Here is a 21,959-nt window from a genome sequence, read left to right on the forward strand (position 1 = left end):
GCGCATGCGCATCCGCGTGGTTCACGAGACCATCTACACCTACGAGCAGCCGGCCCGCGGGCTCGTGCAGGTCCTGAGGCTGACGCCCCGGGATCATGACGGCCAATACGTCCGCACGTGGCGGATCGACACCACCATCGACGGGCGGCTCACCGCCCGCGAGGACGGGTTCGGCAATGTCGTCCATTGGTTCACCCCGGACGAGCCGGCCGACGCCCTCACCATCCGCGTGACCGGCGAGGTCGATACCGATGACACGAACGGTGTCGTGCGCGGCACTGTGGAGCGCCTGCCGGATCAGTTCTTCCTGCGCGACACGGACCTGTGCGCGGCGAGCCCCGAGCTGCACGCCTTCGCGGAACGCGTCGCCGCGGAGGGCGACGGTGCGGTTCTGGCTCTCCTTCACAGGCTGATGGGCGCCGTCCGCGGCGCGGTGACCTACGAGCCCGGCCCCGCCTCCAGTGCGGTTCCAGCCGCCAAGGCCTTCGCGGCCGGGAGCGGCGTCTGCCAGGATCTCGCCCACGTCTTCCTCGCCGCCGCCCGCCACATCGGCATCCCGGCCCGCTACGTGGCCGGTTACCGGGCCCGGGACGACGGGCAGGCGGATGTCGAGGCGCCCCATGGCTGGGTCGAGGCCCTGGTGCCGGATCTCGGCTGGGTGGCGTTCGATCCGTGCTACGACGTCAGCCCCTCGGACAATTACATCCGCGTCGCAACGGGCCTGGACTATCTCGGCGCAGCCCCGATCCGCGGCAGCCGCACGGGGGGTGGCACGGAAACACTGGACGTGAAGCTCCGGGTCGAGCAAGGCAGGACCGCCGCCCAATCCTGATCGTTCAGACACCGGTCCGCCGGCCGTAGGAGAATCCGAAGACAATGACCTACTGCGTCGGTGTCCTGGTCGAGGAAGGGCTGGTGATGGTCGCCGACACCCGTACCAATGCGGGGCTCGACGATATCTCGACCTACCGAAAGCTGCACCATTTCAACGTGCCGGGCGAGCGGGTGATGATGCTCGCCTCGGCCGGTAACCTCTCGATCACCCAGTCTGTCCTCAGCATGCTCCAGGAGGGCGTGCCCGGCGAGGAGGACGACGAGCCGCCGCAGAAGCTCGTCGAAGCGCCGACCATGTTCCAGGCCGCGCAGCTGATCGGCCGGGCCATCCGACGGGTGCGGGCGATCGAGAAGGACGGGTTCGAGGCGGCCAACATCCGGTTCTCGATCTCGCTGCTGTTCGGCGGCCAGATCGGGAATGGCGAGATGCGCCTGTACCTGATCTATTCGGCCGGCAATTTCATCGAGTGCAGCACCGATGCGCCCTTCCTTCAGATCGGCGAGCACAAGTACGGCAAGCCGATCCTCGACCGGGCGGTGAGATACACGACCGAGCTGTACGACGCCCTCAAGGTCAGCCTCGTCTCGATGGATTCGACCATGCGGTCGAATCTCGGCGTGGGGCTGCCGATCGACATCGCCCTGGTTCGCCGGAACGCGCTGACGCTGGAAGTGAATCACCGGATCGAGGCTGGTGAGGGCTACTTCCACGACCTGCGCGAGCGCTGGTCGGCGGCGCTCCGGGCCGCGCATCGGGCCATCCCGCGGCCGCCTTACGGGCCGGCGGACAAATAGGGCTTGCGCGTAGGGCTTGCGCGAGGATCCAATCCGGCGCCGTGTCCGCGCGGACTCGCGGCTGATATCGCCCCGCCCGTCGTTCCGAGCGGAGCAAAGGGCCCCGGGTCCGTGCCGGTCGCGAGGCCCGTGCGCCGACCAGGTTGCGCCCCTCACGCGGGGGCGCGATGGGCCAAGCTCCAGGCCTTCAGGACGGCCTGCGCGGCCTCGGCCGGCTCGCGCGCTCGCATCAGCCCACCCATGATGGCGACCGCCGCCGCCCCGGCGGCCCGGCATCCGCCGATTCGGTCCGCGTCGAGACCGCCGAGCGCCACGATCGGAAGCTCGCGATCGCAGGCCGCCGCGAGCCCCGCGAGGCCGAGCGCCGGGCCGTAGCCCGGCTTGCTGGCGGTCGCATAGATCGGGCTGAGGGTGGCGTAATCGGCACCGGCCGACGCCGCCTGGGCAACCTCGTGCGCCGCATGGGCCGACACGCCGATCAGCGCCCGCTCTCCCAGCGCCGCCCGCGCCGCCGCGATGGCCTCCGGTCCCGAGCCGCCGCCGAGATGGACGCCGTCGGCCCCGAGGGCGCGCGCCAACGCGACGTCACCGCCGACCGTCAGGACGCCCTTCGCGGCGCGCACGCGCTCTGCCACGGCCTCGCCGAGGTGCCGACGGGCGTCCGTTTCAAGATCGCGATCCCGGAACCAGATCCAGCGCCCGCCGCCATCGAGGATCGCCTGCACCGTCTCGGCGAGCGGCCGTGGATGTCCGTGCCGGTCCGTCACCGCGAGCAGCGGCGACGGCAGCGCCCTCACGAGCCGACGAGGCCGAGCTGCGGGCTCGATGGCTCGGCCCGGCCGCGGCGGGGAATGCGCCCGGCGCAATACGCGTCGCGTCCGGCCTCCACCGCCCGGCCCATGGCGCGGGCCATGCGCACGGGATCGTCGGCCTTGGCCACCGCGGTGTTGATCAGGCAGGCGGCGGCGCCGAGTTCCATGGCGATCACCGCATCCGAGGCGGTGCCGATCCCGGCATCGACCACGACCGGCACCTTCGCCCTGCGGCAGATCAGTTCGAGATTGGCCGGGTTGGCGATGCCCATCCCGGACCCGATCAGCGAGCCCATGGGCATCACGGCGGCGCAGCCGATATCCTCCAGGCGCTGGCATACGATCGGGTCGTCGTTGCAGTAGGGCAGCACCACGAAGCCGTCATCGACGAGATGGCGGCAGGCCTCGATCAGCTCCATCACGTCCGGGTAGAGCGTCTCCCGGTCACCGATCACCTCGACCTTGATCCAGTTGGTGTCGAGCGCCTCACGGGCGAGTTCGGCGGTCATGATCGCGTCGCGGGCCGTCTCGCAGCCGGCGGTATTCGGCAGGAAGCGCTTGCCCTTCAAGATCTTGACCGTGTCCGAGCCGTGGCCCTGCAGCGAGACCCTGCGGATCGAGGCGGTGACCACCTCGGCGCCGCTCGCCTGGACGGCGTCGCGCATGATCGCCTGCGTCGGATAGCCGGCGGTGCCGATGAACAGTCGCGACGACAGGCTCACGCCGGCGATGGTCAGGCTGTCATCCCCACCTTCGGGACGCAGCGGCGTATGGGTCTGATCCATGCTCAACCTCCCTGCATGGCGCGAACGATCTCGACGCGGTCGCCCTCCGCGATCCGGGTTTCCTCCCAGTCGCGGCGGCGCAGCACCCGGCCGTTCAGCGCGATGGCGACGCCCTGCGGGCTCTCGATGCCGCTCTCCGCGGCCTCGAGGCGGAACAGCGCGTCCACCGTCTCGGCCGCGCAGTCGCGCGGCTCACCGTTGACGACGAGCTTCATGCCGAGGCCCTCAGCGCGTCCGGCTGGCCGAAGCGCAGGCGGGTGAAGGGACGGGCGACCTCGGGCAGCGCGCCGTGCAACACCAGCGCGGCGATCGCCTCGGCGGTGACCGGGGCGAGCAGGTAGCCGTTGCGGTGATGCCCCGTGGCGGCGACGAGGCCCGGTGCGATGGTGTCGAGGATCGGCGCGTCGTCGTCCGAGGTCGGGCGGTAGCCGCTCCAGACGGCCTCGATTTCCATCTCCTCGATACCGGGCAGCACCCGGCGGGCGCCCTCCAGCAGCGCGTAGAGCCCGCCCGCGGTGACGCCGGGCCGGAAGCCGCAATCCTCCACGGTCGCGCCGACGATGAGCTGGCCGTCGCTTTTCGGCGCCATGTGGACCTGCTCGGTCCAGACCATCCGCGCGAGGGTGCCGGTGCGGGCGGTGGTGCGCAGCGCCAGGGACTGGCCCTTCAGCGGGCGGACCGGAAGGGCGAGCGCGTCGGGGAGCAGACCGCCCTCCCCGCTCCATGCGCCGGAGGCCAGGATGACGGTCTCCGCGGCGACGACGCGGTCGGCGGCGCGGATCCCGGTCACGCGGCCGCCCGACCAGTCGAGGGTGGTGACGGCGGTCCGCTCCACCAGGATCACGCCGGCCCGGCGACAAGCCTCGTTGAGGGCCTCCATGACCAGACGGGGATCGACCTGATGGTCCAGCGGGCAGTGGATCCCGGCGGTGACGGAGGGGCGCAGGCCGGGCTCCAGGCGCCGCACCTCGCTGCCCGGCAGCCAGGTGGCGTCGAGTCCCGAGCGGCGCTGCAGGTCGTAGCGGAAGCGCAGGCGTTCGACCTCGTCGCGGCCGACCGCCAGCACCAGGGTGCCGTCGGCCCGATAGTCGATGGTTCGGCCGGACTCGGCCTCAAGGGCGTCGCGGAAGCCGGGCCAGAGCCGGAGCGAGTCCAGGGCGAGCGGCAGAAGCGGGTCCGAGCCGGGCTCGTGCTCGGCGGCCGGAGCCAGCATGCCGGTGGCCGCGAGGCTCGCGCCCGCGCCGATCGTCTCCCGCTCCAGCACGGTCACCGTACGGCCGGCCCGCGCGAGCCGCCACGCGATCGACAGACCGATCAGCCCGCCGCCGATGACGGCGACGTCGGTCCGCGCCGGCAGGACGGCGGGCGCGACGACGCCCTCGGGATTGCGGCGGCGGCCGATCGGTGAGGCAGGTCGGTCGAAGGGCACAGGCATCTCCGCGGATTGCCGTCGCGGGGAGCGGGCCGTGCGCTTCTGCCAGAAGCTGTGGCCTGCCTTTCGGGCGGCCGCGGTCCAATCCCTACGCCGGTATGAGCCGGATCAGGTTCGAAGGATTTCCGCGCCGCAGGTCCTGAGGGACGTGCCAGCGGTTTCTCAGCCCCTTGCCGGGGATCTCCCTGGAACAGACGCAGATGTGGCGTCACGGCTTGTGTCGGTCAACCCCGCGCCGCCGCCCCTGCATCATTCCCGTGACAATCCGCGGGTCGCGGTGACAGTCCAGACACCAAGCGGACCGGAATCGGCGCGCGGACAGCGGTCGCGATAGGCGGCGCGCACCATCCCTTCACGCGTCTGGGATCTGATCGCCGGGATCCCGGACCTCCTCCGGGCGCCGGCACTCCACGTCACGGGCGAATTTGCGTGCGCACAATCCTGTTGATCTGCATGCTCGGCTTTCTCGGTGTCACGGCCGTCCTGAAGGTGCGCGACGGCATGCGGGCGGCGCCGGTCGCGCTCGCCGTCGCACCGCCGCCGGAGCCGGATCTCGCAGGCCGTGCCGCCGCCGGTGTGGCCCTCCAGGCTGGCCGCAACGGCCACTTCTTCGTCAACGCTCTGCTGGACGGCCGTTCACTGCCGATGATGGTGGATACCGGGGCGAGCGCCTGCGCGTTCTCCGAGGAGGATGCCGCGCGGATCGGGATCCAGGTCGCTGCGTCCGACTTCACGCGCGTCTGGAACACCGCGAACGGGACGGTTCGCGTGGCGCCGATCCGGATCGCGATCGTGCAGATCGGATCGATCACGGTGCGAGACGTCGATGCGGTCGTGATCCCGCGCGGGCTCCTGTCCACCAGCCTGCTGGGCATGTCATTCCTCAGACGCCTGCGCGATTTCGGCGTGTCCGGCAGCACGATGACTCTGAGGGGCTGAAACGCCCGAACGCCCATGCCGATCTCTAGGGTCGCGGTGCGCCAACGGCGGCTGGCGCGGCCCGTCTCCCCGGGATCGGCTGCGGGACCAGGTCGATCACGCGGCCGATCCTGCGCGGAAAATATTCGGTGCGCAGGCGACGGACGGCCCGATGATGGATGGTCCCCGACCGGTTGAATAATTCAATCTTTCCCGGTTAATTTATAGATATTAGGTTATTGTGTTTGAATATTTCTGAGTTTGACCCCGATAAAGCTGCAAATACGCCGATCAATCAGAATTGTCATGGAGCAATCGGTCGTTTTGTGAATGCGCTGATGTGGTGCTAGTAGCCGTGATGACTGCGCGTTCGAGGCGTGAGTGCATGACGGGGCGGCTTCAGGATGAAGAATCGCGAATCCACGATCTGCTTATCGATGATTGTGAAAAACGAAGCCCACGTGATCCGTCGGTGCATCGACTCTGTTCGTCCGATTATCGATCATTGGATCATCGTTGACACTGGATCGACGGATGGAACACAGGATATTGTCCGTGCCGCGCTCGCGGACATACCGGGGGCCCTGGTCGAGCGCCCCTGGGTCGATTTTGCCTTCAATCGGAACGAGGCCCTGAAACTCGCGCGGCGTCACGCGCAGTACGCTCTGATCATCGATGCGGATGATGAGCTGGTCATCCCGGCCGACTTCACGATGCCGAAGTTGCATGCGCCCGGCTATCGGTTCGAGATCATCGACGAGCAGACGCGATACTGGCGCACCCATTTGGTCAGATGCCGGGAAAACTGGCGCTACCGGGGCGTCCTGCACGAATTTCTCAGCTGCCCCGGCGTCTCCGAGACACCGGTCCTTCCCCTCGCGATGCGCCGGGGTGATGACGGCGCCCGTCACCGCGACACCACGGCGGACGCGCGGGATATCGCCGTTCTCAAGAAGGCGTTGGCGGTCGAGACCGATCCCCACATGATCGCCCGATACACGATGTACCTCGGGACAACGTATAATGCTGCTGGAGAATACAGGAAAGCTCTCGAATGCTTTCTGAAACGAGCAGAGCTGGGCGGATGGGACGAGGAGATCTATTACAATCTGCTGATGGCCGCTGTGAACGCGGAGCGCCTCGATGAGCCGGAGGACAGGGTGTTGCAGCTCTACGAGCGCGCGACCTCCGTCCGCCCCGCGCGGGCGGAAGCGCGCCACGGGGCCAGTCGGTTCTGCCGGTTGAGGAAGCGGTTCGCGGACGGATATCGATACGCGGAGGCGGGCCTGGCACTCGAACTTCCGAGCGAGGGGATTTCCCTGAATCCGTGGGTCTACGAATACGGCATACTCGAAGAGTTCGCCATCAACGCGTACCATATCGGCCAGTACAGCGCGTGCGGACATGCCTGCCTGAAGATCCTCGAACGGAGGCATGTCCCGAAGGAGGTGGCCATACATGCCGGCGCCTTGGCCCGGGAGGTGATGGCGAGGATGATCGACCCGGTCTGGGGTTGCCGACACAACCCTTACACTCTGCCGTTCGTGCCGACGTGGTGAGTCCGAGCGGCGCACGGATCGGCTGCGGGGCAGGGTTCACGGCGGACGGGTGGGACGGCTTCCTGACGCCGAGAGCCGATCGAGGACGCGATCGGAGAGGGGCTCAGCTGGATTTGCGCGGGCGCAGGAACTTTGGCCGGAAGACCGCCATGGGCTCGTCGAACCCGTTGAGCCGGTGCTCGCCCAGCGGGATCGGATCCCCCCAGAGGAAGTCCACGAAGGGCTTGGACATCAGCAGCGGCTCGCCGAGGGTGCGATTCAGCTGCGCGATGCGGCTCGCGAGGTTCACGTCGCGGCCGATCACCGTGAAGTCGAGGCGGGAGCCGGACCCGACATTGCCGTAGGCGGCCTCGCCGTGGTGGAGCGCGATGCCCGCGGCCACCGGTACCGGGAACTGGTGCAGGGCGTTCGCTTCGTCGAGGGCCGCCAGGGCGTGCTGGGCCGCCGTGAGCGCACCCTTGGCCGCGCCGCCGAGGTCGTCACCGGACTCCCGGAAGATCGCCAGCAGACCGTCGCCAAGATACTTCAGGACCTCGCCGCCCTCCCGCTCGATCGGCGGCACGAGGCAGTCGAAGAACACGTTGAGCAGGCCGACGGCCTCCTCGGGCGTCATGTCGGCGGAGGTCCGGGTGTAGTCGCGCATATCGGCGAACAGGATCGCCGAGCGGATCCGCGTCACCTGTCCGCGGCGGATGTCGCCGGCCAGGATCGCCCGGTGCGGCTCGTCGCCGACATAGAGCCGCAGGACGTGGTCGAGCTGCTTGTTGAGGACGCGCATCTCCATCACGGCCGCCAGCGCCGGCATGACGAAGCGCAGGATCGCGATGTCGTCGTCCCGGAACCCATCAGGGGCCCGCGTGGCGAAGGTGATGCCGTTCTGGGTGCCGTTCGTGAAGAACAACGGCGCCACCACGTAGTGGGTGTAGCCGCCGGCCTTCAGGTCCGGAACGATCGCGTAGGCGTCGTCCGGCGTCTTGGACAGGTCGAGGATCAGCCAATCGCCGGTGGCGTGGACCGTATGGAACGGGCTGTTGAGATAGGCATCCGTCGAGCGGGCGCCGTGCGGGAACAGCCGCACGGTGGTGCCGCCGTCCCGGGTCCAGATCCGGCCAACGCCGGCATATTCCGAATGCAGGGTGTCGATGGCCGTCGATGCCCGGTCCACCGGTACGCCGACGGCGATCAGACGCTCTGCGAGCCCGGTGAGCATCTCCTCGGCGTTGGGCATCCGCGCCCCCTCGCCGAGCAGCCAGTCGCGGATGCCGACGGAGGGCTGGAGCGCGCCGAAGGGCACGTCGTCGGCCTCCGATCCGTCCGCGAAGGCCGTCGGGGATCCGGGCGGTGGCGGGCGGCGTTCGAGCATGGCGCCAGAGTGGATGCCGCGCAGCGCCGAAGCAACGCGGTCGACGGGAAAGCGCCGCGTAATCCGCGGCGTGGGCTCAGTTGTCCAGGAAGCTCCTGAGCTTCCGGCTGCGCGACGGGTGCTTCAGCTTGCGCAGTGCCTTGGCCTCGATCTGACGGATGCGCTCGCGGGTCACCGAGAATTGCTGGCCGACCTCCTCGAGGGTGTGATCGGTGTTCATCCCGATGCCGAAGCGCATGCGCAGCACACGCTCCTCGCGGGGCGTGAGCGAGGCGAGCACCCGGGTCGTGGTCTCGCGCAGATTCGACTGGATCGCCGCGTCGATCGGCAGGACGACGTTCTTGTCCTCGATGAAGTCGCCGAGGTGGCTGTCCTCCTCGTCGCCGATGGGCGTCTCGAGGGAGATCGGCTCCTTGGCGATCTTCAGGACCTTGCGGACCTTCTCCAGCGGCATGGCCAGCTTTTCGGCCAGCTCTTCCGGGGTCGGCTCGCGGCCGATCTCGTGCAGCATCTGGCGCGAGGTCCGGACGATCTTGTTGATCGTCTCGATCATGTGCACCGGGATGCGGATCGTGCGGGCCTGATCGGCGATCGACCGGGTGATCGCCTGCCGGATCCACCACGTGGCATAGGTCGAGAACTTGTAGCCGCGCCGGTACTCGAACTTGTCCACGGCCTTCATCAGGCCGATGTTGCCCTCCTGGATCAGGTCCAGGAACTGCAGGCCGCGGTTCGTGTACTTCTTGGCGATGGAGATCACGAGGCGCAGGTTCGCCTCGATCATCTCCTTCTTGGCCTGCCGGGCTTCGCGCTCGCCCTTCTGGACCATGTTGACGATCCGGCGGTACTCGCCGATCTCCAAGCCCGTCTCGGAGGCGAGATCGAGGATCTGCGCGCGCAGCTCCGCCACCTGCTTCGAGCCGCGCTCGACTAGGTTCTTCCAGCCCTTGCCGCCCAGCGTGCCGACGCGCTCCATCCAGTTCGGATCGAGTTCGTAACCCTGATAGTGGCGCAGGAACTCGTCGCGGGCCACGCCGTGGCTCTCGGCGAAGCGCATCAGCCGGCCCTCGTGGCCGATCAGCTGCTTGTTGATCGAGTAGAGCTGACCGACCAGCGCCTCGATGCGGTTGTTGTTCAGCGACAGGGACTTCACGTCGGCGACGACGATGTCCTTCAGCTCGGCCTGTTTCTGATTCTGGGCCGGGGTGTTCTGCTCCCCCGCCGCCTTGCGCTCGGTGCCCTCGATCTGGAACTTGCGCAGCTTGCGGTAGTTCGCGGCGATCGCGTCGAAGGTCTCGAGGACCCGCGGCTTGATCTCGGCTTCCATGGCGGCCAGCGAGACGTTGTTCTCGAGGTCGTCCTCGTCGTCGCCGCCCTCCGGGGGCGCCGGCGGCTCGCCGTCCTCGGATCCTTCCTCGCCTTCGCCGAGCTGCGGCGCGTTCTTGCCGTCCGGCCCCGCGTAGGTCGCCTCGAGATCGATGATGTCGCGCAGGAGGACCTTGCCCTCCACGAGCTCGTCCCGCCAGATGATGATCGCCTGGAAGGTCAGCGGGCTCTCGCAGAGCCCCGCGATCATCGCCTCGCGCCCGGCCTCGATGCGCTTGGCGATGGCGATCTCGCCCTCGCGGGACAGGAGCTCCACCGAGCCCATCTCGCGCAGGTACATCCGCACCGGATCGTCGGTCCGGTCGGTCGGCTCCTTGGTGGTCGTGGCGACGGTGACGGCGCGCGCCGGCGCGACCTCGGCGACCTCGCCGCCTTCGGCCTCCTCTTCCTCGCCTTCGGCGGCCTTCTCGCCGGCCGCCTCGTCGGTCTCCTCGGCCTCGACGACGTTGATGCCCATCTCGGAGAGCTGCGACAGCACGTCCTCGAGCTGGTCCGGATCGGACTGGCCCTCAGGCAGAACCTCGTTGACCTCCTCGTAGGTCACGTAGCCGCGCTTCTTGGCGAGCTTCACCATCCGCTTGACCGAAGCATCCGTCAGGTCGAGGAGCGGCCCGTCGGTCTGCTGCTCGGGGGCAGCGTCCGTCTCGTCCCGTTCCGTTGCCTTCGTCGCCATGATCAGCCTATTGTTTCGCACGCGGCGCGTTGCGGAGGCCCCGATGGGGCCGCTCCACGCCGTCGGCGCCGCTGTATGAGATCGGCGCCGGATTGCTCCAGTCGCCTTGAGTCGTCGGTTTCCGTATGCAAGCCTGAGGCTTGACCGATTGTTAACTATGGCGAGACTCCGCCCGCCGCCACCGCCATGACACAGGGATCACGCGGCCGTCGAGTCGCTCGACACCGGTGCATCGGCCTCCGCCTCGGCGGCGATGACGGTTTCCAGCCTCGCCTTCACTTCGCAGAGCCATGCCCATCCGGCATCGGTCGGATCGTCTTCAAACGCCTGCCGTGCTTCGCGAAGTTCGCTATGTAGCGCTCCTGCCTGCCGGTGCAAGATCATCGCCTGTCTCAGGGCGTCTGCGCGGTGTGCGGGATCAGCGTGCGGGGCCAGGGTCGTGCGGTCCCGAGAGCGGGCCAGGGCGAGGATTCTCTCGGCAGCCGCAGCAAGTCCGGCGCGATTGATGCGATTCTGCAACACTTCCGGCACCGGATGCTCGTCCTCGGCGGCGCAGGCCAGGAGGACCGATAGAATCCCCCGCGCATCCGGATCCTCGAAATCGAGATCGGCGGTCTCTTCGCCGAACTCCGCGATCATCTCGGGATGGGCGAGCAGGGTGCCCACGATGACCGCCTCGCGCACCGAAGCGGCGCCCGTGAAGCCTGCCGAGGCCGTCATGGAGGGGCTCGGACTCCCGGTGATGCGCGGCGAAACGGGCTCGCCGGGCCGGGTGAAGCGCGGGCGTCCGCGCGGAGCCCCGCCGGCGGCGGCTCGCGCGCTGCGGGGTGACAGGCTCCGCAGGCGCTCCTCGATATCGTCGCGGTAATAGCGCCGCACGGTCTCGTCGCGGATCGTCGCGACGGTGGTGCGCAGGGTCTGCGTCAGGCCGGCGCGCCGCTCGGGCGTGTCGACCGGCCCCGCTTCGAGGGCGCGCCGCCACAGCAGCTCGGAGAGCGGCAACGCCGCCGTCAGCACCTGATCGATGGCCGCCGGGCCGCCCGACCGCAGCAGGTCGTCGGGATCCTGGCCGCCGGGCAGCAGCGCGATTCGGAGCGAGCGGCCGGGCGCGAGGAGCGGGAGCGCGATGTCGAGAGCCCGGAAGGCCGCCCGCTGGCCGGCCTTGTCGCCGTCGAAGCAGAGAATCGGCTCGTCGGCGTGGCGCCAGAGCAGGCCGAGCTGATCCTCCGTCAGCGCGGTGCCGAGGGGCGCCACGGTCTCGGGATGGCCGGCGAGCGTCATGGCGATGACGTCGACGTAGCCCTCGACCGCGATGATCGACCCGCGCTCGTGCGCGGCCTTCCGCGCGCCGTGGAGGTTGTAGAGCGTGCGGCCCTTGTGGAAGAGCGGCGTCTCGGGGGAATTCAGATATTTGGCGCGCACCTCCTTGGCGAGGGCCCGCCCGCCGAAGGCCACGACCCGGCCGCGTGTGTCGGTGATCGGGAACATCACCCGGTCGCGGAAATAATCGTACGGGACCGAGACGCCCTCCCCGGCCGCGATGAGGCCGAGTTCGACCATCAGCGCCTTGTCGACCCCCTGCCCGGCGAGGTGGTCGCGCAGGGCGTAACGATCGTTCGGCGCGTAGCCGAGGCGGAAGGCTCGCTGCGTCTCGTCCTTGAGCCCGCGGCGTTCGAGATACGCGCGGGCCTCGCTGCCCTGGCCCGCGAGAAGCCGGTCCTCGAACCAGCGCGCGGCCATCTCCATGACCTCGATCGCCCCGGCGCGCTTGCGTTCGCTGGCGCGGTTGTCCTCGGTGGGGGCCGGCAGGCTGACGCCGGCCTCGCCCGCCAGCCGCTCGACCGCCTCGGGGAAGCTGAGACCCTCCGTCTCCATGAGGAAGGTGAAGATGTCGCCGTGCTTGGAGGACGAGAAGCAGTGATAGAACTGCTTCTGGTCGTTCACGTAGAAGGACGGCGTCTTCTCGGCGTTGAACGGCGACAGGCCGCGCCACTCGCGGCCGGCCTTCTTCAACTGCACGCGGCGGCCGACCACCGACGAGGCCGGCAGCCGGGAGCGGATCTCTTCCAGGATGTGGGGCGGATAGCGCACGGGGCCTGGGATGGGTTGCGTGAACCCGCACCTATAGCGCGTGAGGCGTAACGGAGTCCCTCACGCGCTCGAAATCCGGTGGAGGATTGCGGGGAGAGGCTCAGCCCTTCGCGGCCAGCGCCGCCTTCACCAGACCGCTCGCCTTGCCGAAATCCATCCGGCCCGCGAAGGTCCCCTTCAGGGCGCCGATCACCTTGCCCATGTCCTTGGGCCCGGCCGCGCCGGTCTCGACGATCGCCGCCTCGACGGCCGCCTTCATCTCGGCCTCGTCCATCTGCTTCGGCAGGAAGCTCTCGATGATGGCGATCTCGGCGCGCTCGTTGGCGGCGAGTTCCGGGCGGCCGCCCTGCTCGTAGACCGACGCCGATTCGGTGCGCTGCTTGATCATCTTCTGGAGCAGCGACAGGATCTCCTCGTCGGAGGCCGGCTCCTTGCCGAGACCCCGCGCCTCGATATCCTTGTCCTTGAGGGCGGCCTGGATCATGCGGACGGTGGCGAGCCTTTCCTTGTCGCCGGCCTTCATGGCCTCCTTCATCTCGGTGGTGAAGCGCGCGCGCAGCATCTCGGTGAACCTTCCAACGGTCGAAGCGGGGGACTGGCCTGCGGTTTGCGGGTGTTGAGCCCTGCGGGCGCCGGGACCACATTGACCCCATCGCGGGCCGCTCGCTAAGAGCGCCGCACACGATCATGCTGCAAGCCGAGAGCGCCGCAACCCGGTGCCCGCCTTCGGCCGGACATAAGCGAGACTCAGCCCATGCTGCAAGACGCCGCCGCGCATGCCCCCGAGACTCGGGCGCCCGAGCCCTGGGCCGAGCCCGTCGCGACAGCTTTGCTGGTGCTGGCTGACGGCACCATCCTGGAGGGCTTCGGCATCGGTCAGACCGGCGTGGCCGACGGCGAGGTCTGCTTCAACACCGCGATGACCGGCTACCAGGAGATCCTGACGGACCCCTCCTATGCCGGCCAGATCGTCACCTTCACCTTCCCGCATATCGGCAATGTCGGCACCAACGACGAGGATCTGGAGAGCCTGGAGGCGGCACCGGCCTCGGGCGTGCGCGGCACGGTGATCGCCTCGGCGGTGACGAAGCCGTCGAACTGGCGCTCGTCGTCGCATCTCGACGGCTGGCTCAAGGCCCGTGGCATCGTCGGCATCACCGGCGTCGACACCCGGGCGCTCACCGCCCGCATCCGCGACCAGGGCATGCCGAACGCGGTGATCGCCAACGATCCCGAGGGCAAGTTCGACCGCGAGGCCCTGAAGGCCCGGGCGGCGGCCCTCGCCCCCATGGAAGGGCTCGACCTCGTGCCGCCGGTGACCAGCCGCGCACCGTCTGAATGGTCGGAGACCGTGTGGGCGCTCGGCAACGGCTACGGCAAGCGCGCGCCCGGCGAGGGCCTCAAGGTCGTGGCCATCGATTACGGCGTGAAGCGCAACATCCTGCGCCTCCTCGCCCAGGCCGGTTGCGATGTCACCGTGGTTCCGGCCACCACCGCGGCGGAGGAAATCCTGGCGCTGAAGCCGGACGGCGTGTTCCTGTCGAACGGCCCCGGCGATCCGGCGGCGACCGGCGCCTATGCGGTCCCGGTGATTCGCAAGCTCCTGGACGCGAAGGTGCCGACCTTCGGCATCTGTCTCGGCCACCAGCTCATGGGCCTCGCCCTCGGCGGCCGGACCGTGAAGATGGGCCAGGGCCACCACGGCGCGAACCATCCGGTGAAGGACAAGACCACCGGCAAGGTCGAGATCGTCTCGATGAACCACGGCTTCGCGGTCGATCCGAACAGCCTGCCGGAGACGGCCGTGGAAACCCACGTGTCGCTGTTCGACGGCTCGAATTGCGGCCTGACGCTCACCGACCGCCCGGCCTTCTCGGTGCAGCACCACCCGGAAGCCTCCCCGGGCCCGCGCGACAGCCACTACCTGTTCGAGCGTTTCGTGACGCTGATGCGCTCCGGCACGCCGGAGACCGCCAAGGGCGCCTGAGACCGGATCCGAGCCCGCGTTGCTCCCGCGGCCCGATCCCAATCGGGCCGCGGCGGGGCCATAAAATCCGCCAGATCGGGCAGCTTAAGAGAGCCCACGACGGCCCCTGAACGGCGGCGCATCCGCGTCCCGCGCATTCGGCCCGTCGCAGGGGATTGCCGGATGACCATCGACGAGGCGCGCGACGATTTCTCCCGCCTGCATCGCAGTTTCACGTTCCACCTTGGCGTCGCCGTGGGTCTGTCCTGGCTGACCGCCGTCTATGCCGCCTTCTACGCCCCCTGGGTGCGCAACATCCGAGCCCTCATCGATCCGACGGGCGGGCTCGACCGCGTCGAGAGCACGGTGTCCTACCTGTTCGCCTTGCCGGCGGTCCTCGCCCTCGCCTGGGTTTCTCTCTACTTCGGCCGCGAGGCGCTGCGCCGCGCGCAGACGCTCTCGAACGTCGCCGTCGAGTTCGCGGCCGCCGCCGTGGTGGCCTTCGGGGTTTTCTATCTCTCGATCGACCGGGCCGTCGCGGCGCTTCACGCCGGCCTCTGAGTCGGGACGGGGCGGCCTGGCGCCACCCCGTTTGCCTACTCGACCTTCGCGAACAGCGGTTCGAAGCGCTTGGCGGCCAGCTTGTTCTGCGGGACCGCCTTGGCCGCCTCCAGATTGTCGGGCTTGTCGCCGACCTGGACCAGGCCGACCATGCCCATGATGTAGTGCGGCGAGCACTTGATTCCGTAGAGGCCGGGCTTGTCGAAGGTCACGGTCTCCTCCTTGCCGACCACCGTCTTGAACGGCGCTGCCCCCTCGGGTGCCATGCCCTTGATCAGCTCGGCATTGTGCCCCTTGTCGGCCGGCACGAACCGCACCGTGTCGCCGGGCTGGATTTTCACGTAGGCCGGGTCGAAGACCATCATCCCGCCCGGACCGCTGTTCAGGGTCTTGATGGCGACTTCCGAAGCGTTCGCGCCCAGGATCGATCCGATCAGAAGCATTGCGGAAATAGGGGCTGGCCAGAGCATCTTCGGTCTCGACTCGTTGTGGTATCGATCGACGGATCGGCCGATCGATCGAGGCCTACAAATCGCTCCGGAACCCAGCAAGAAATCTTCCCGCGCGGGCGTTCATTTATAAGAGCTCCAATTCGGCCGACCGGCGTCGCATCCATGCGTCGAACGCACCGTGAGGATGCGCGGTTGTCCCGGCCTTCCAATGCGCCCGTGGCCCGTGTAAACGCGGGGCTCAACGACAATCCCGCCACGCGCGTCCGGGAGCAGGGCTGAAGTCAGCCCTGCCCGATCGGGCGCGCTTGGCCCGACAAGGCCGCAGATGCCCAAACGCACCGACATCTCCTCGATCCTGATCATCGGTGCGGGTCCGATCATCATTGGACAGGCCTGCGAGTTCGATTACTCCGGCACCCAGGCCTGCAAGGCGCTGCGCGAAGAGGGCTACCGGATCGTCCTGGTGAACTCGAACCCCGCGACCATCATGACCGATCCGGACATGGCGGACGCGACCTATGTCGAGCCGATCACCCCCGAGATCGTCGCCAAGATCATCGAGAAGGAGCGCCCCGACGCGATCCTCCCGACGATGGGCGGCCAGACGGCGCTGAACTGCGCCCTGTCGCTCCAGAAGATGGGCGTGCTGGCGAAGTACGGCGTGCAGATGATCGGCGCCACCGCGGAGGCGATCGACAAGGCCGAGGACAGGAGCCTGTTCCGCGACGCCATGACCAAGATCGGGCTCGACACCCCGAAATCGGCGCTGGCCAACGCCTCAACGGCCAAGAAGGCCGACCGGCAGGCCTACCTCGCCGAGATCGCCCGCATCGAAGCCGCCAACGCGGAGCCGGAGGCGCGGCAGAAGGCGCTGGCCGCCTTCGAGAAGAGCTGGGCCGCGGGCGAGACCGACCGGCGCAAGCGCTACGGCGAGCATGCGATCGGGCAGGCGCTGATGGCGCTGGCCGAGGTCGGACTGCCGGCGATCATCCGCCCGTCCTTCACCATGGGCGGCACCGGCGGCGGCATCGCCTACAACCGCGAGGAGTTCCTCGACATCGTCGAGCGCGGCATCGACGCGTCTCCGACCAACGAGGTGCTCATCGAGGAGAGCGTGCTCGGCTGGAAGGAGTACGAGATGGAGGTCGTTCGGGATAAGAACGACAACTGCATCATCGTCTGCTCCATCGAGAACATCGACCCGATGGGCGTCCATACCGGCGATTCGATCACCGTCGCCCCGGCGCTGACGCTCACCGACAAGGAATACCAAGTGATGCGCGACGCATCGCTGGCGGTGCTCCGCGAGATCGGTGTCGAGACCGGCGGCTCCAACGTGCAGTTCGCGATCAACCCCGAGAATGGGCGCATGATCGTGATCGAGATGAATCCGCGGGTGTCGCGCTCCTCGGCGCTGGCCTCGAAGGCCACCGGCTTCCCGATCGCCAAGGTCGCCGCCAAGCTCGCGGTCGGCTACACGCTCGACGAGATCGCCAACGACATCACCGGCGGCGCGACCCCGGCCTCGTTCGAGCCGACGATCGACTACGTCGTCACCAAGATCCCGCGCTTCGCCTTCGAGAAGTTCCCGGGCGCCGAGCCGACGCTGACCACCGCCATGAAGTCGGTGGGCGAGGCCATGGCGATCGGCCGCTGCTTCGCCGAATCGCTCCAGAAGGCCCTGCGCTCCCTGGAGACGGGGCTGACCGGCCTCGACGACATCGAGATCGAGGGCCTCGGCAAGGGCGACGACCACAACGCCATCAAGGCGGCGATCGGCACGCCGACCCCGGACCGGCTTCTCAAGGTCGCGCAGGCCCTGCGGCTGGGTGTGAGCCACGAGCAGGTCTATGCCTCGTGCAAGATCGATCCGTGGTTCCTGGAGCAGCTGCAGGCGATCATCGACCTGGAGAACCGGGTGAAGGCGCACGGCCTGCCGAAGACCCCCGGCGCCTTCCGCCAGCTTAAGGCCGCCGGTTTCTCGGATGCGCGCCTCGCCGTCCTCGCCAAGACCGACGAGGCCGCGGTCAGCGCGGCGCGGCGTGCGCTGTCCGTGCGCCCGGTCTTCAAGCGCATCGACACCTGCGCGGCCGAGTTCAAGTCGCCCACCGCCTACATGTACTCCACCTACGTGGCGCCCTTCGCGGGCGCGGTGGTGGACGAGGCGCAACCCTCGGACCGCAAGAAGGTCGTGATCCTCGGCGGCGGCCCGAACCGGATCGGCCAGGGCATCGAGTTCGACTATTGCTGCTGCCACGCCTGCTACGCGCTGTCGGAGGTGGGCTACGAGACCATCATGGTCAACTGCAACCCGGAGACGGTCTCCACCGACTACGACACGTCGGACCGGCTCTATTTCGAGCCGCTCACCGCCGAGGACGTGCTGGAGATCATCGAGACCGAGAAGCAGGCCGGCACGCTGCACGGCGTCATCGTGCAGTTCGGCGGCCAGACCCCGCTGAAGCTCGCCCGGGCCCTTGAGGCCGCCGGGGTGCCGATCCTCGGCACCTCGCCCGACGCCATCGACCTCGCGGAGGACCGCGACCAGTTCAAGCGGCTGCTGGACAAGCTCGGGATGAAGCAGCCGAAGAACGGCATCGCCTATTCGGTGGAGCAGAGCCGGCTCGTGGCGGCCGATCTCGGCCTGCCCTTCGTGGTGCGCCCGAGCTACGTGCTCGGCGGCCGCGCCATGGCGATCATCCGCGACGAGACGCAGTTCGCCGACTACCTCCTCGATACCCTGCCGAGCCTGATCCCCTCAGAGGTCAAGGCCCGGTACCCGAACGACAAGACCGGCCAGATCAACACGGTGCTGGGCAAGAACCCGCTCCTGTTCGACCGCTACCTGTCGGATGCGGTCGAGGTCGATGTCGACGCGGTCTGCGACGGCAAGGACGTGTTCATCGCCGGCATCATGGAGCACATCGAGGAGGCCGGCATCCATTCCGGCGACTCGGCCTGCTCCCTGCCGCCGCGCTCCCTCTCGCCCGAGATCATGGACGAGCTGGAGCGGCAGACCAAGGCGATGGCGCTGGCGCTCAACGTCGTCGGCCTGATGAACGTGCAGTACGCCATCAAGGACGGCGTCATCTACGTGCTGGAGGTGAATCCGCGCGCCTCGCGCACCGTACCATTCGTCGCCAAGGTCATCGGCGAGCCGATCGCCAAGATCGCGGCCCGGCTCATGGCGGGCGAGGCGCTGTCCACCTTCGGCCTGAAGCCGAAGACCCTGCCGCACATCGCCGTCAAGGAAGCGGTCTTCCCGTTCGCCCGCTTCCCCGGCGTCGACGTGCTCCTCGGTCCGGAGATGCGCTCCACCGGCGAGGTGATCGGGCTCGATACCAGCTTCGGCGTGGCCTTCGCCAAGAGCCAGCTCGGTTCGGGCACGCAGGTCCCGAAGGCGGGCGCCGTGTTCGTCTCGGTGCGGGATGCCGACAAGGCCCGCATCCTGCCGACCATGAAGCTCCTGTCCGATCTCGGCTTCACCATCCTGGCCACGGGCGGCACGCAGCGCTATCTGGTCGAGAACGGCGTTCCGGCCGAGCGGATCAACAAGGTCCTCGAAGGCCGGCCGCACGTGGTCGACGCGATCAAGAACGGCGGCATCCACCTCGTGCTGAACACCACCGAGGGGGCCGGCGCCCTCTCGGACTCGCGCTCGCTCCGGCGCGCGGCCCTCTTGCATAAGGTGCCGTATTACACCACTCTAGCCGGCGCGATGGCCGCGGCCGAGGGGATCAAGGCCTATCTAGAAGGCGATCTCAAGGTCCGCGCGTTGCAGGAATACTTCGCGGCCTGAACCTGAGGGTTCCGCTGACTTTATCTCGTGGCCCGGAGAGAGTGCTCCACTCTCGGCCGGGCCTCTTCATTGTGGCGCGAGACGATGACGATAGACAAGGTTCCGATCACGGTGCGCGGCTTCGCAGCCCTCGAAGAGGAGCTGAAGCACCGGCAGCAGGTGGAGCGTCAGCGCATCATCCAGGCGATCGCCGAGGCCCGTGCCCTGGGCGACCTGTCGGAAAATGCCGAATATCACGCCGCCAAGGAGGCGCAGTCCCATAACGAGGGACGCGTGATGGAGCTGGAGAGCATGATCGCGCGGGCCGAGATCATCGACGTCACCAAGCTCTCGGGCAACAAGATCAAGTTCGGCGCCACCGTGAAGCTCGTCGACGAGGACACGGAAGAGGAGAAGACCTACCAGATCGTCGGCGAGCCGGAAGCCGACGTGCGCTCCGGGCGCGTGTCGATCACGTCCCCGATCGCCCGCGCCCTGATCGGCAAGGGCGTCGGCGACACCGTCGAAGTCACCACCCCCGGTGGCGGCAAGTCCTACGAGGTCGTCGCCGTCCAGTACGGCGGCTGAGGCATGCGCCCGCGTTCCTGGGGCTGGCTTGCCGGCCTGATTCTCGGTGTCGTCGCGGGATCCGCGGCGGCAGGCGATTTTCCCGCCACCGCCGTCTTCTCCGACATCCGGGTCGATGTGCGGCCGCTCGTGGACAAGGGCGCAGGCCTGCAGGCCGAGGCGCTGGCTTCCGATCTCACATCGGCCCTGCGGAAGAATTTCGCCGGTCGCATCGGCGGCCGCGGGCCGCGCCTCGTCGTGGTCGTCACCAGTCTGTCGCTGCGCCCCTATGTCGGCAGTGGCGACCGGCCCGGCTTCGGCAGCAATTTCCAGACCGACTACATGGAGGGCGAAGCCCTGCTGGTCGGGCCCAAGGGCCAAGTGCTGGGACGCTATCCGCAGATGACCGCGACGCCGTCCAGCTACGGGGGCGCGTGGTACGATCCGCAATTCGAGCAACGCCGGCTGGCCGCGATCGCCGACATTTATGCCCAGTGGCTCGCCCGCGACCTGCCGCGGGATTAGAGAAGGGCCGTCCGCCCCGGCCCGCGGCGTAGGGCGTTTCCGGTGAGGAGCATGGCAAGCATCGACGTGACGGAGTCGCAGACCGCGCCGCTCAGCCGCTTGGACTCGCGGCCCGGGCGCCTGCCCGAACTCGCCCGCGCCCGCGCCTGGATCGTCACCGACGGCAAGGCCGGCGACGAGAACCAGTGCGTCGGCATCGCCGAGACCCTGGGGCTCGCCTTCGAGACCCGTAAGGTGCCCGCCTCCGGACCGTTCGGGTGGATGGCACCGTGGGGGCCGATCGACCCCCGCGAGGGCCCGCGCCGGCGCGCCGGCGCCCTGTCGGGCCCCTACCCCGACATCCTGATCGCGTCCGGGCGCCGGTCCGTGCCCTACCTGCGGGCGGTGCGCCGCGCCACGGGTGGCCGGACCTTCACGGCCTTCCTGAAGGATCCGCGGATGGGCGCGGACAGCGCCGACTTCATCTGGGTGCCGGATTACGACGACCTGCGCGGCCCGAACGTCTTCACGACCCTCACGGCTCCGCATCTCGTCACGGCCGCGCGACTGGCCGCCGCCCGGGCCCACCCGGATCCGCGCCTCGCGCGCCTCGACGGTCCGCGGGTGGCGGTCCTGGTCGGCGGCGACAGCCGGCATCTGAGCTACCGCAAGACCGACATGATCCGTCTCGTGGAGGATCTGCGCGGGCTGGCGGCGCAGGGCTGCCGGCTCATGGTGACGATTTCCCGCCGGACGCCCAACCCGCTCCGCGAAGCCGTGAAGGCCCTTGCGGCAGAGACCGGCGGCTTCCTCTGGGACGGGTCCGGCGACAATCCCTACGTCGCCATGCTGGCGCTCGCCGAGGCGATCGTGGTCACCTCCGACTCGGCCAACATGGTGAGCGAAGCGGTGGCGACCGGCGCGCCGGTCCTGCTGTTCGACCTGCCGCGCACCTATATTCGGCATCGGCGGATGTTCGCCGGGCTTGCCATCGCCGGAGCGCTGCGGCCGTTCACCGGTCAGTTGGCGGAGCTGACGTACAAGCCGATCGACGCGACGCCGGTGATCGCTCAGGCGCTCGCCGACGTCTATGCCGCACGACGCGCGGCCGGACCGGCCTGAGGAGGCCGAAACAGATGGCCCACACGTACGCCAAACGCGTGATCGTCGGCTCCGGGCACGCCGCCGGCACGGTGGGCTTCTGTCCCGCCCGGGCCGACATGAAGCCCATCCCCGCGCCGCCCATTCAGCCGGCCACGGCGATCGGCGACGGGTCTTTGCCCATGCGCCACGGTGGCTCCCGGAGCGAGACGCCCGGCACCGCCGGAATCCGAGACCCCGAACGTGCTCGTGACGATCTCCGAACCGCTGGCGTCCCGGATGTGTGTGGATCCTAACACCTGCCCGGCGAACGATGATCGTCCGCGGCCCGTGCTTGAAGCTGCGGCGTAGAGCACATTCAAGACATCTCCGCTCCCTCGCT

General features: G+C 68.6%; 19 protein-coding genes and 1 riboswitch. Of the genes, 10 read left to right on the forward strand and 9 right to left on the reverse strand.

Annotated features, from left to right (window positions below):
- Nucleotides 1–4 precede the first annotated feature (4 nt).
- A complete protein-coding gene (locus tag A3862_RS28570; RefSeq protein ID WP_043356055.1) occupies nucleotides 5–832 on the forward strand; it encodes a transglutaminase family protein in 828 nt (275 codons plus the stop codon).
- Between the two features lie 44 nt (nucleotides 833–876).
- Nucleotides 877–1,629 (forward strand): peptidase, encoded by a 753-nt coding sequence (locus tag A3862_RS28575; RefSeq protein WP_043356054.1) that lies wholly within the window; start codon nucleotides 877–879, stop codon nucleotides 1,627–1,629.
- A 152-nt stretch (nucleotides 1,630–1,781) separates the two neighbouring features.
- Here the strand turns inward: A3862_RS28575 and A3862_RS28580 are convergent, their stop codons facing one another.
- From A3862_RS28580 to thiO, 4 genes are read right to left on the reverse strand one after another with little or no spacing between them, the layout of a single operon-like run.
- Nucleotides 1,782–2,426, reverse strand: a complete 645-nt coding sequence (locus tag A3862_RS28580) for a thiamine phosphate synthase (RefSeq protein ID WP_111474224.1) — start codon at nucleotides 2,424–2,426, stop codon at nucleotides 1,782–1,784.
- Nucleotides 2,423–3,226, reverse strand: coding sequence for a thiazole synthase (locus tag A3862_RS28585; RefSeq protein WP_043383279.1), 804 nt, complete (start codon nucleotides 3,224–3,226; stop codon nucleotides 2,423–2,425). The genes A3862_RS28580 and A3862_RS28585 overlap by 4 nt, the downstream gene beginning before the upstream one ends.
- Before the next feature lie 2 nt (nucleotides 3,227–3,228).
- Nucleotides 3,229–3,441, reverse strand: coding sequence for a sulfur carrier protein ThiS (gene thiS / locus A3862_RS28590; RefSeq protein WP_111474225.1), 213 nt, complete (start codon nucleotides 3,439–3,441; stop codon nucleotides 3,229–3,231).
- On the reverse strand, nucleotides 3,438–4,661 hold the full coding sequence (thiO, locus tag A3862_RS28595) for a glycine oxidase ThiO (protein WP_111474397.1): 1,224 nt from the start codon (nucleotides 4,659–4,661) through the stop codon (nucleotides 3,438–3,440). The genes thiS and thiO overlap by 4 nt, the downstream gene beginning before the upstream one ends.
- A 64-nt stretch (nucleotides 4,662–4,725) precedes the next feature.
- Nucleotides 4,726–4,854: riboswitch (TPP riboswitch) on the reverse strand.
- Between the two features lie 233 nt (nucleotides 4,855–5,087).
- Between thiO and A3862_RS28600 the strand changes: the two genes are divergently transcribed.
- Both A3862_RS28600 and A3862_RS28605 read left to right on the forward strand, forming a co-directional pair.
- On the forward strand, nucleotides 5,088–5,597 hold the full coding sequence (locus A3862_RS28600; RefSeq protein ID WP_236961578.1) for a TIGR02281 family clan AA aspartic protease: 510 nt from the start codon (nucleotides 5,088–5,090) through the stop codon (nucleotides 5,595–5,597).
- 383 nt (nucleotides 5,598–5,980) lie between these two features.
- Complete coding sequence (locus A3862_RS28605; RefSeq protein WP_111474226.1) at nucleotides 5,981–7,135, forward strand: glycosyltransferase; 1,155 nt, start codon at nucleotides 5,981–5,983, stop codon at nucleotides 7,133–7,135.
- A 103-nt stretch (nucleotides 7,136–7,238) separates the two neighbouring features.
- Here the strand turns inward: A3862_RS28605 and A3862_RS28610 are convergent, their stop codons facing one another.
- The 4 genes from A3862_RS28610 to A3862_RS28625 form a co-directional block, all read right to left on the reverse strand.
- Nucleotides 7,239–8,498, reverse strand: a complete 1,260-nt coding sequence (locus A3862_RS28610) for an adenylate/guanylate cyclase domain-containing protein (RefSeq protein WP_043383266.1) — start codon at nucleotides 8,496–8,498, stop codon at nucleotides 7,239–7,241.
- A gap of 76 nt (nucleotides 8,499–8,574) precedes the next feature.
- A complete protein-coding gene (rpoD, locus tag A3862_RS28615; RefSeq protein ID WP_043356038.1) occupies nucleotides 8,575–10,557 on the reverse strand; it encodes an RNA polymerase sigma factor RpoD in 1,983 nt (660 codons plus the stop codon).
- A gap of 198 nt (nucleotides 10,558–10,755) precedes the next feature.
- Entirely contained in the window at nucleotides 10,756–12,648 is a 1,893-nt protein-coding gene (gene dnaG, locus A3862_RS28620; protein WP_043755675.1) for a DNA primase, read from the reverse strand.
- A gap of 100 nt (nucleotides 12,649–12,748) precedes the next feature.
- Nucleotides 12,749–13,210, reverse strand: coding sequence for a GatB/YqeY domain-containing protein (locus A3862_RS28625; RefSeq protein ID WP_043356034.1), 462 nt, complete (start codon nucleotides 13,208–13,210; stop codon nucleotides 12,749–12,751).
- 192 nt (nucleotides 13,211–13,402) lie between these two features.
- Here A3862_RS28625 and carA point away from each other — a divergent pair, with 192 nt between their 5' ends.
- Together carA and A3862_RS28635 are read left to right on the forward strand one after the other, a co-directional pair.
- The gene (carA, locus tag A3862_RS28630) at nucleotides 13,403–14,635 is read left to right on the forward strand and encodes a glutamine-hydrolyzing carbamoyl-phosphate synthase small subunit (protein ID WP_043383260.1); all 1,233 of its coding nucleotides are present in this window, start codon (nucleotides 13,403–13,405) and stop codon (nucleotides 14,633–14,635) included.
- Between the two features lie 162 nt (nucleotides 14,636–14,797).
- Complete coding sequence (locus A3862_RS28635; protein WP_043356030.1) at nucleotides 14,798–15,175, forward strand: hypothetical protein; 378 nt, start codon at nucleotides 14,798–14,800, stop codon at nucleotides 15,173–15,175.
- A 35-nt stretch (nucleotides 15,176–15,210) separates the two neighbouring features.
- Here A3862_RS28635 and A3862_RS28640 read toward each other — a convergent pair whose 3' ends face one another.
- Entirely contained in the window at nucleotides 15,211–15,618 is a 408-nt protein-coding gene (locus tag A3862_RS28640) for a pseudoazurin (RefSeq protein ID WP_236952857.1), read from the reverse strand.
- 334 nt (nucleotides 15,619–15,952) lie between these two features.
- Here A3862_RS28640 and carB point away from each other — a divergent pair, with 334 nt between their 5' ends.
- The 4 genes from carB (at nucleotide 15,953) to A3862_RS28660 (ending at nucleotide 21,598) form a co-directional block, all read left to right on the forward strand.
- Nucleotides 15,953–19,426, forward strand: a complete 3,474-nt coding sequence (gene carB / locus A3862_RS28645; RefSeq protein WP_043356025.1) for a carbamoyl-phosphate synthase large subunit — start codon at nucleotides 15,953–15,955, stop codon at nucleotides 19,424–19,426.
- Nucleotides 19,427–19,516: 90 nt separating this feature from the next.
- A complete protein-coding gene (gene greA / locus A3862_RS28650; protein ID WP_170861838.1) occupies nucleotides 19,517–19,993 on the forward strand; it encodes a transcription elongation factor GreA in 477 nt (158 codons plus the stop codon).
- A gap of 3 nt (nucleotides 19,994–19,996) precedes the next feature.
- Nucleotides 19,997–20,497, forward strand: a complete 501-nt coding sequence (locus A3862_RS28655) for a hypothetical protein (RefSeq protein WP_043356024.1) — start codon at nucleotides 19,997–19,999, stop codon at nucleotides 20,495–20,497.
- A gap of 51 nt (nucleotides 20,498–20,548) precedes the next feature.
- On the forward strand, nucleotides 20,549–21,598 hold the full coding sequence (locus A3862_RS28660; protein ID WP_043383257.1) for a mitochondrial fission ELM1 family protein: 1,050 nt from the start codon (nucleotides 20,549–20,551) through the stop codon (nucleotides 21,596–21,598).
- Nucleotides 21,599–21,959: the final 361 nt, after the last annotated feature.

The sequence above is a fragment of the Methylobacterium sp. XJLW genome, from assembly GCF_003254375.1.
Lineage (GTDB): Bacteria > Pseudomonadota > Alphaproteobacteria > Rhizobiales > Beijerinckiaceae > Methylobacterium > Methylobacterium fujisawaense.

Excerpts from the sequence above, each read along its gene's own strand:
- thiO (WP_111474397.1), bottom strand. The coding sequence starts at position 4,661 with ATGCCTGTGCCCTTCGACCGACCTGCCTCACCGATCGGCCGCCGCCGC.
- thiS (WP_111474225.1), bottom strand. The coding sequence starts at position 3,441 with ATGAAGCTCGTCGTCAACGGTGAGCCGCGCGACTGCGCGGCCGAGACG.
- A3862_RS28655 (WP_043356024.1), top strand. The coding sequence starts at position 19,997 with ATGCGCCCGCGTTCCTGGGGCTGGCTTGCCGGCCTGATTCTCGGTGTC.
- carB (WP_043356025.1), top strand. The coding sequence starts at position 15,953 with ATGCCCAAACGCACCGACATCTCCTCGATCCTGATCATCGGTGCGGGT.
- A3862_RS28625 (WP_043356034.1), bottom strand. The coding sequence starts at position 13,210 with ATGCTGCGCGCGCGCTTCACCACCGAGATGAAGGAGGCCATGAAGGCC.
- A3862_RS28660 (WP_043383257.1), top strand. The coding sequence starts at position 20,549 with ATGGCAAGCATCGACGTGACGGAGTCGCAGACCGCGCCGCTCAGCCGC.
- A3862_RS28585 (WP_043383279.1), bottom strand. The coding sequence starts at position 3,226 with ATGGATCAGACCCATACGCCGCTGCGTCCCGAAGGTGGGGATGACAGC.
- A3862_RS28610 (WP_043383266.1), bottom strand. The coding sequence starts at position 8,498 with ATGCTCGAACGCCGCCCGCCACCGCCCGGATCCCCGACGGCCTTCGCG.
- A3862_RS28605 (WP_111474226.1), top strand. The coding sequence starts at position 5,981 with ATGAAGAATCGCGAATCCACGATCTGCTTATCGATGATTGTGAAAAAC.
- A3862_RS28575 (WP_043356054.1), top strand. The coding sequence starts at position 877 with ATGACCTACTGCGTCGGTGTCCTGGTCGAGGAAGGGCTGGTGATGGTC.
- A3862_RS28570 (WP_043356055.1), top strand. The coding sequence starts at position 5 with ATGCGCATCCGCGTGGTTCACGAGACCATCTACACCTACGAGCAGCCG.
- rpoD (WP_043356038.1), bottom strand. The coding sequence starts at position 10,557 with ATGGCGACGAAGGCAACGGAACGGGACGAGACGGACGCTGCCCCCGAG.
- A3862_RS28635 (WP_043356030.1), top strand. The coding sequence starts at position 14,798 with ATGACCATCGACGAGGCGCGCGACGATTTCTCCCGCCTGCATCGCAGT.
- A3862_RS28640 (WP_236952857.1), bottom strand. The coding sequence starts at position 15,618 with ATGCTTCTGATCGGATCGATCCTGGGCGCGAACGCTTCGGAAGTCGCC.
- carA (WP_043383260.1), top strand. The coding sequence starts at position 13,403 with ATGCTGCAAGACGCCGCCGCGCATGCCCCCGAGACTCGGGCGCCCGAG.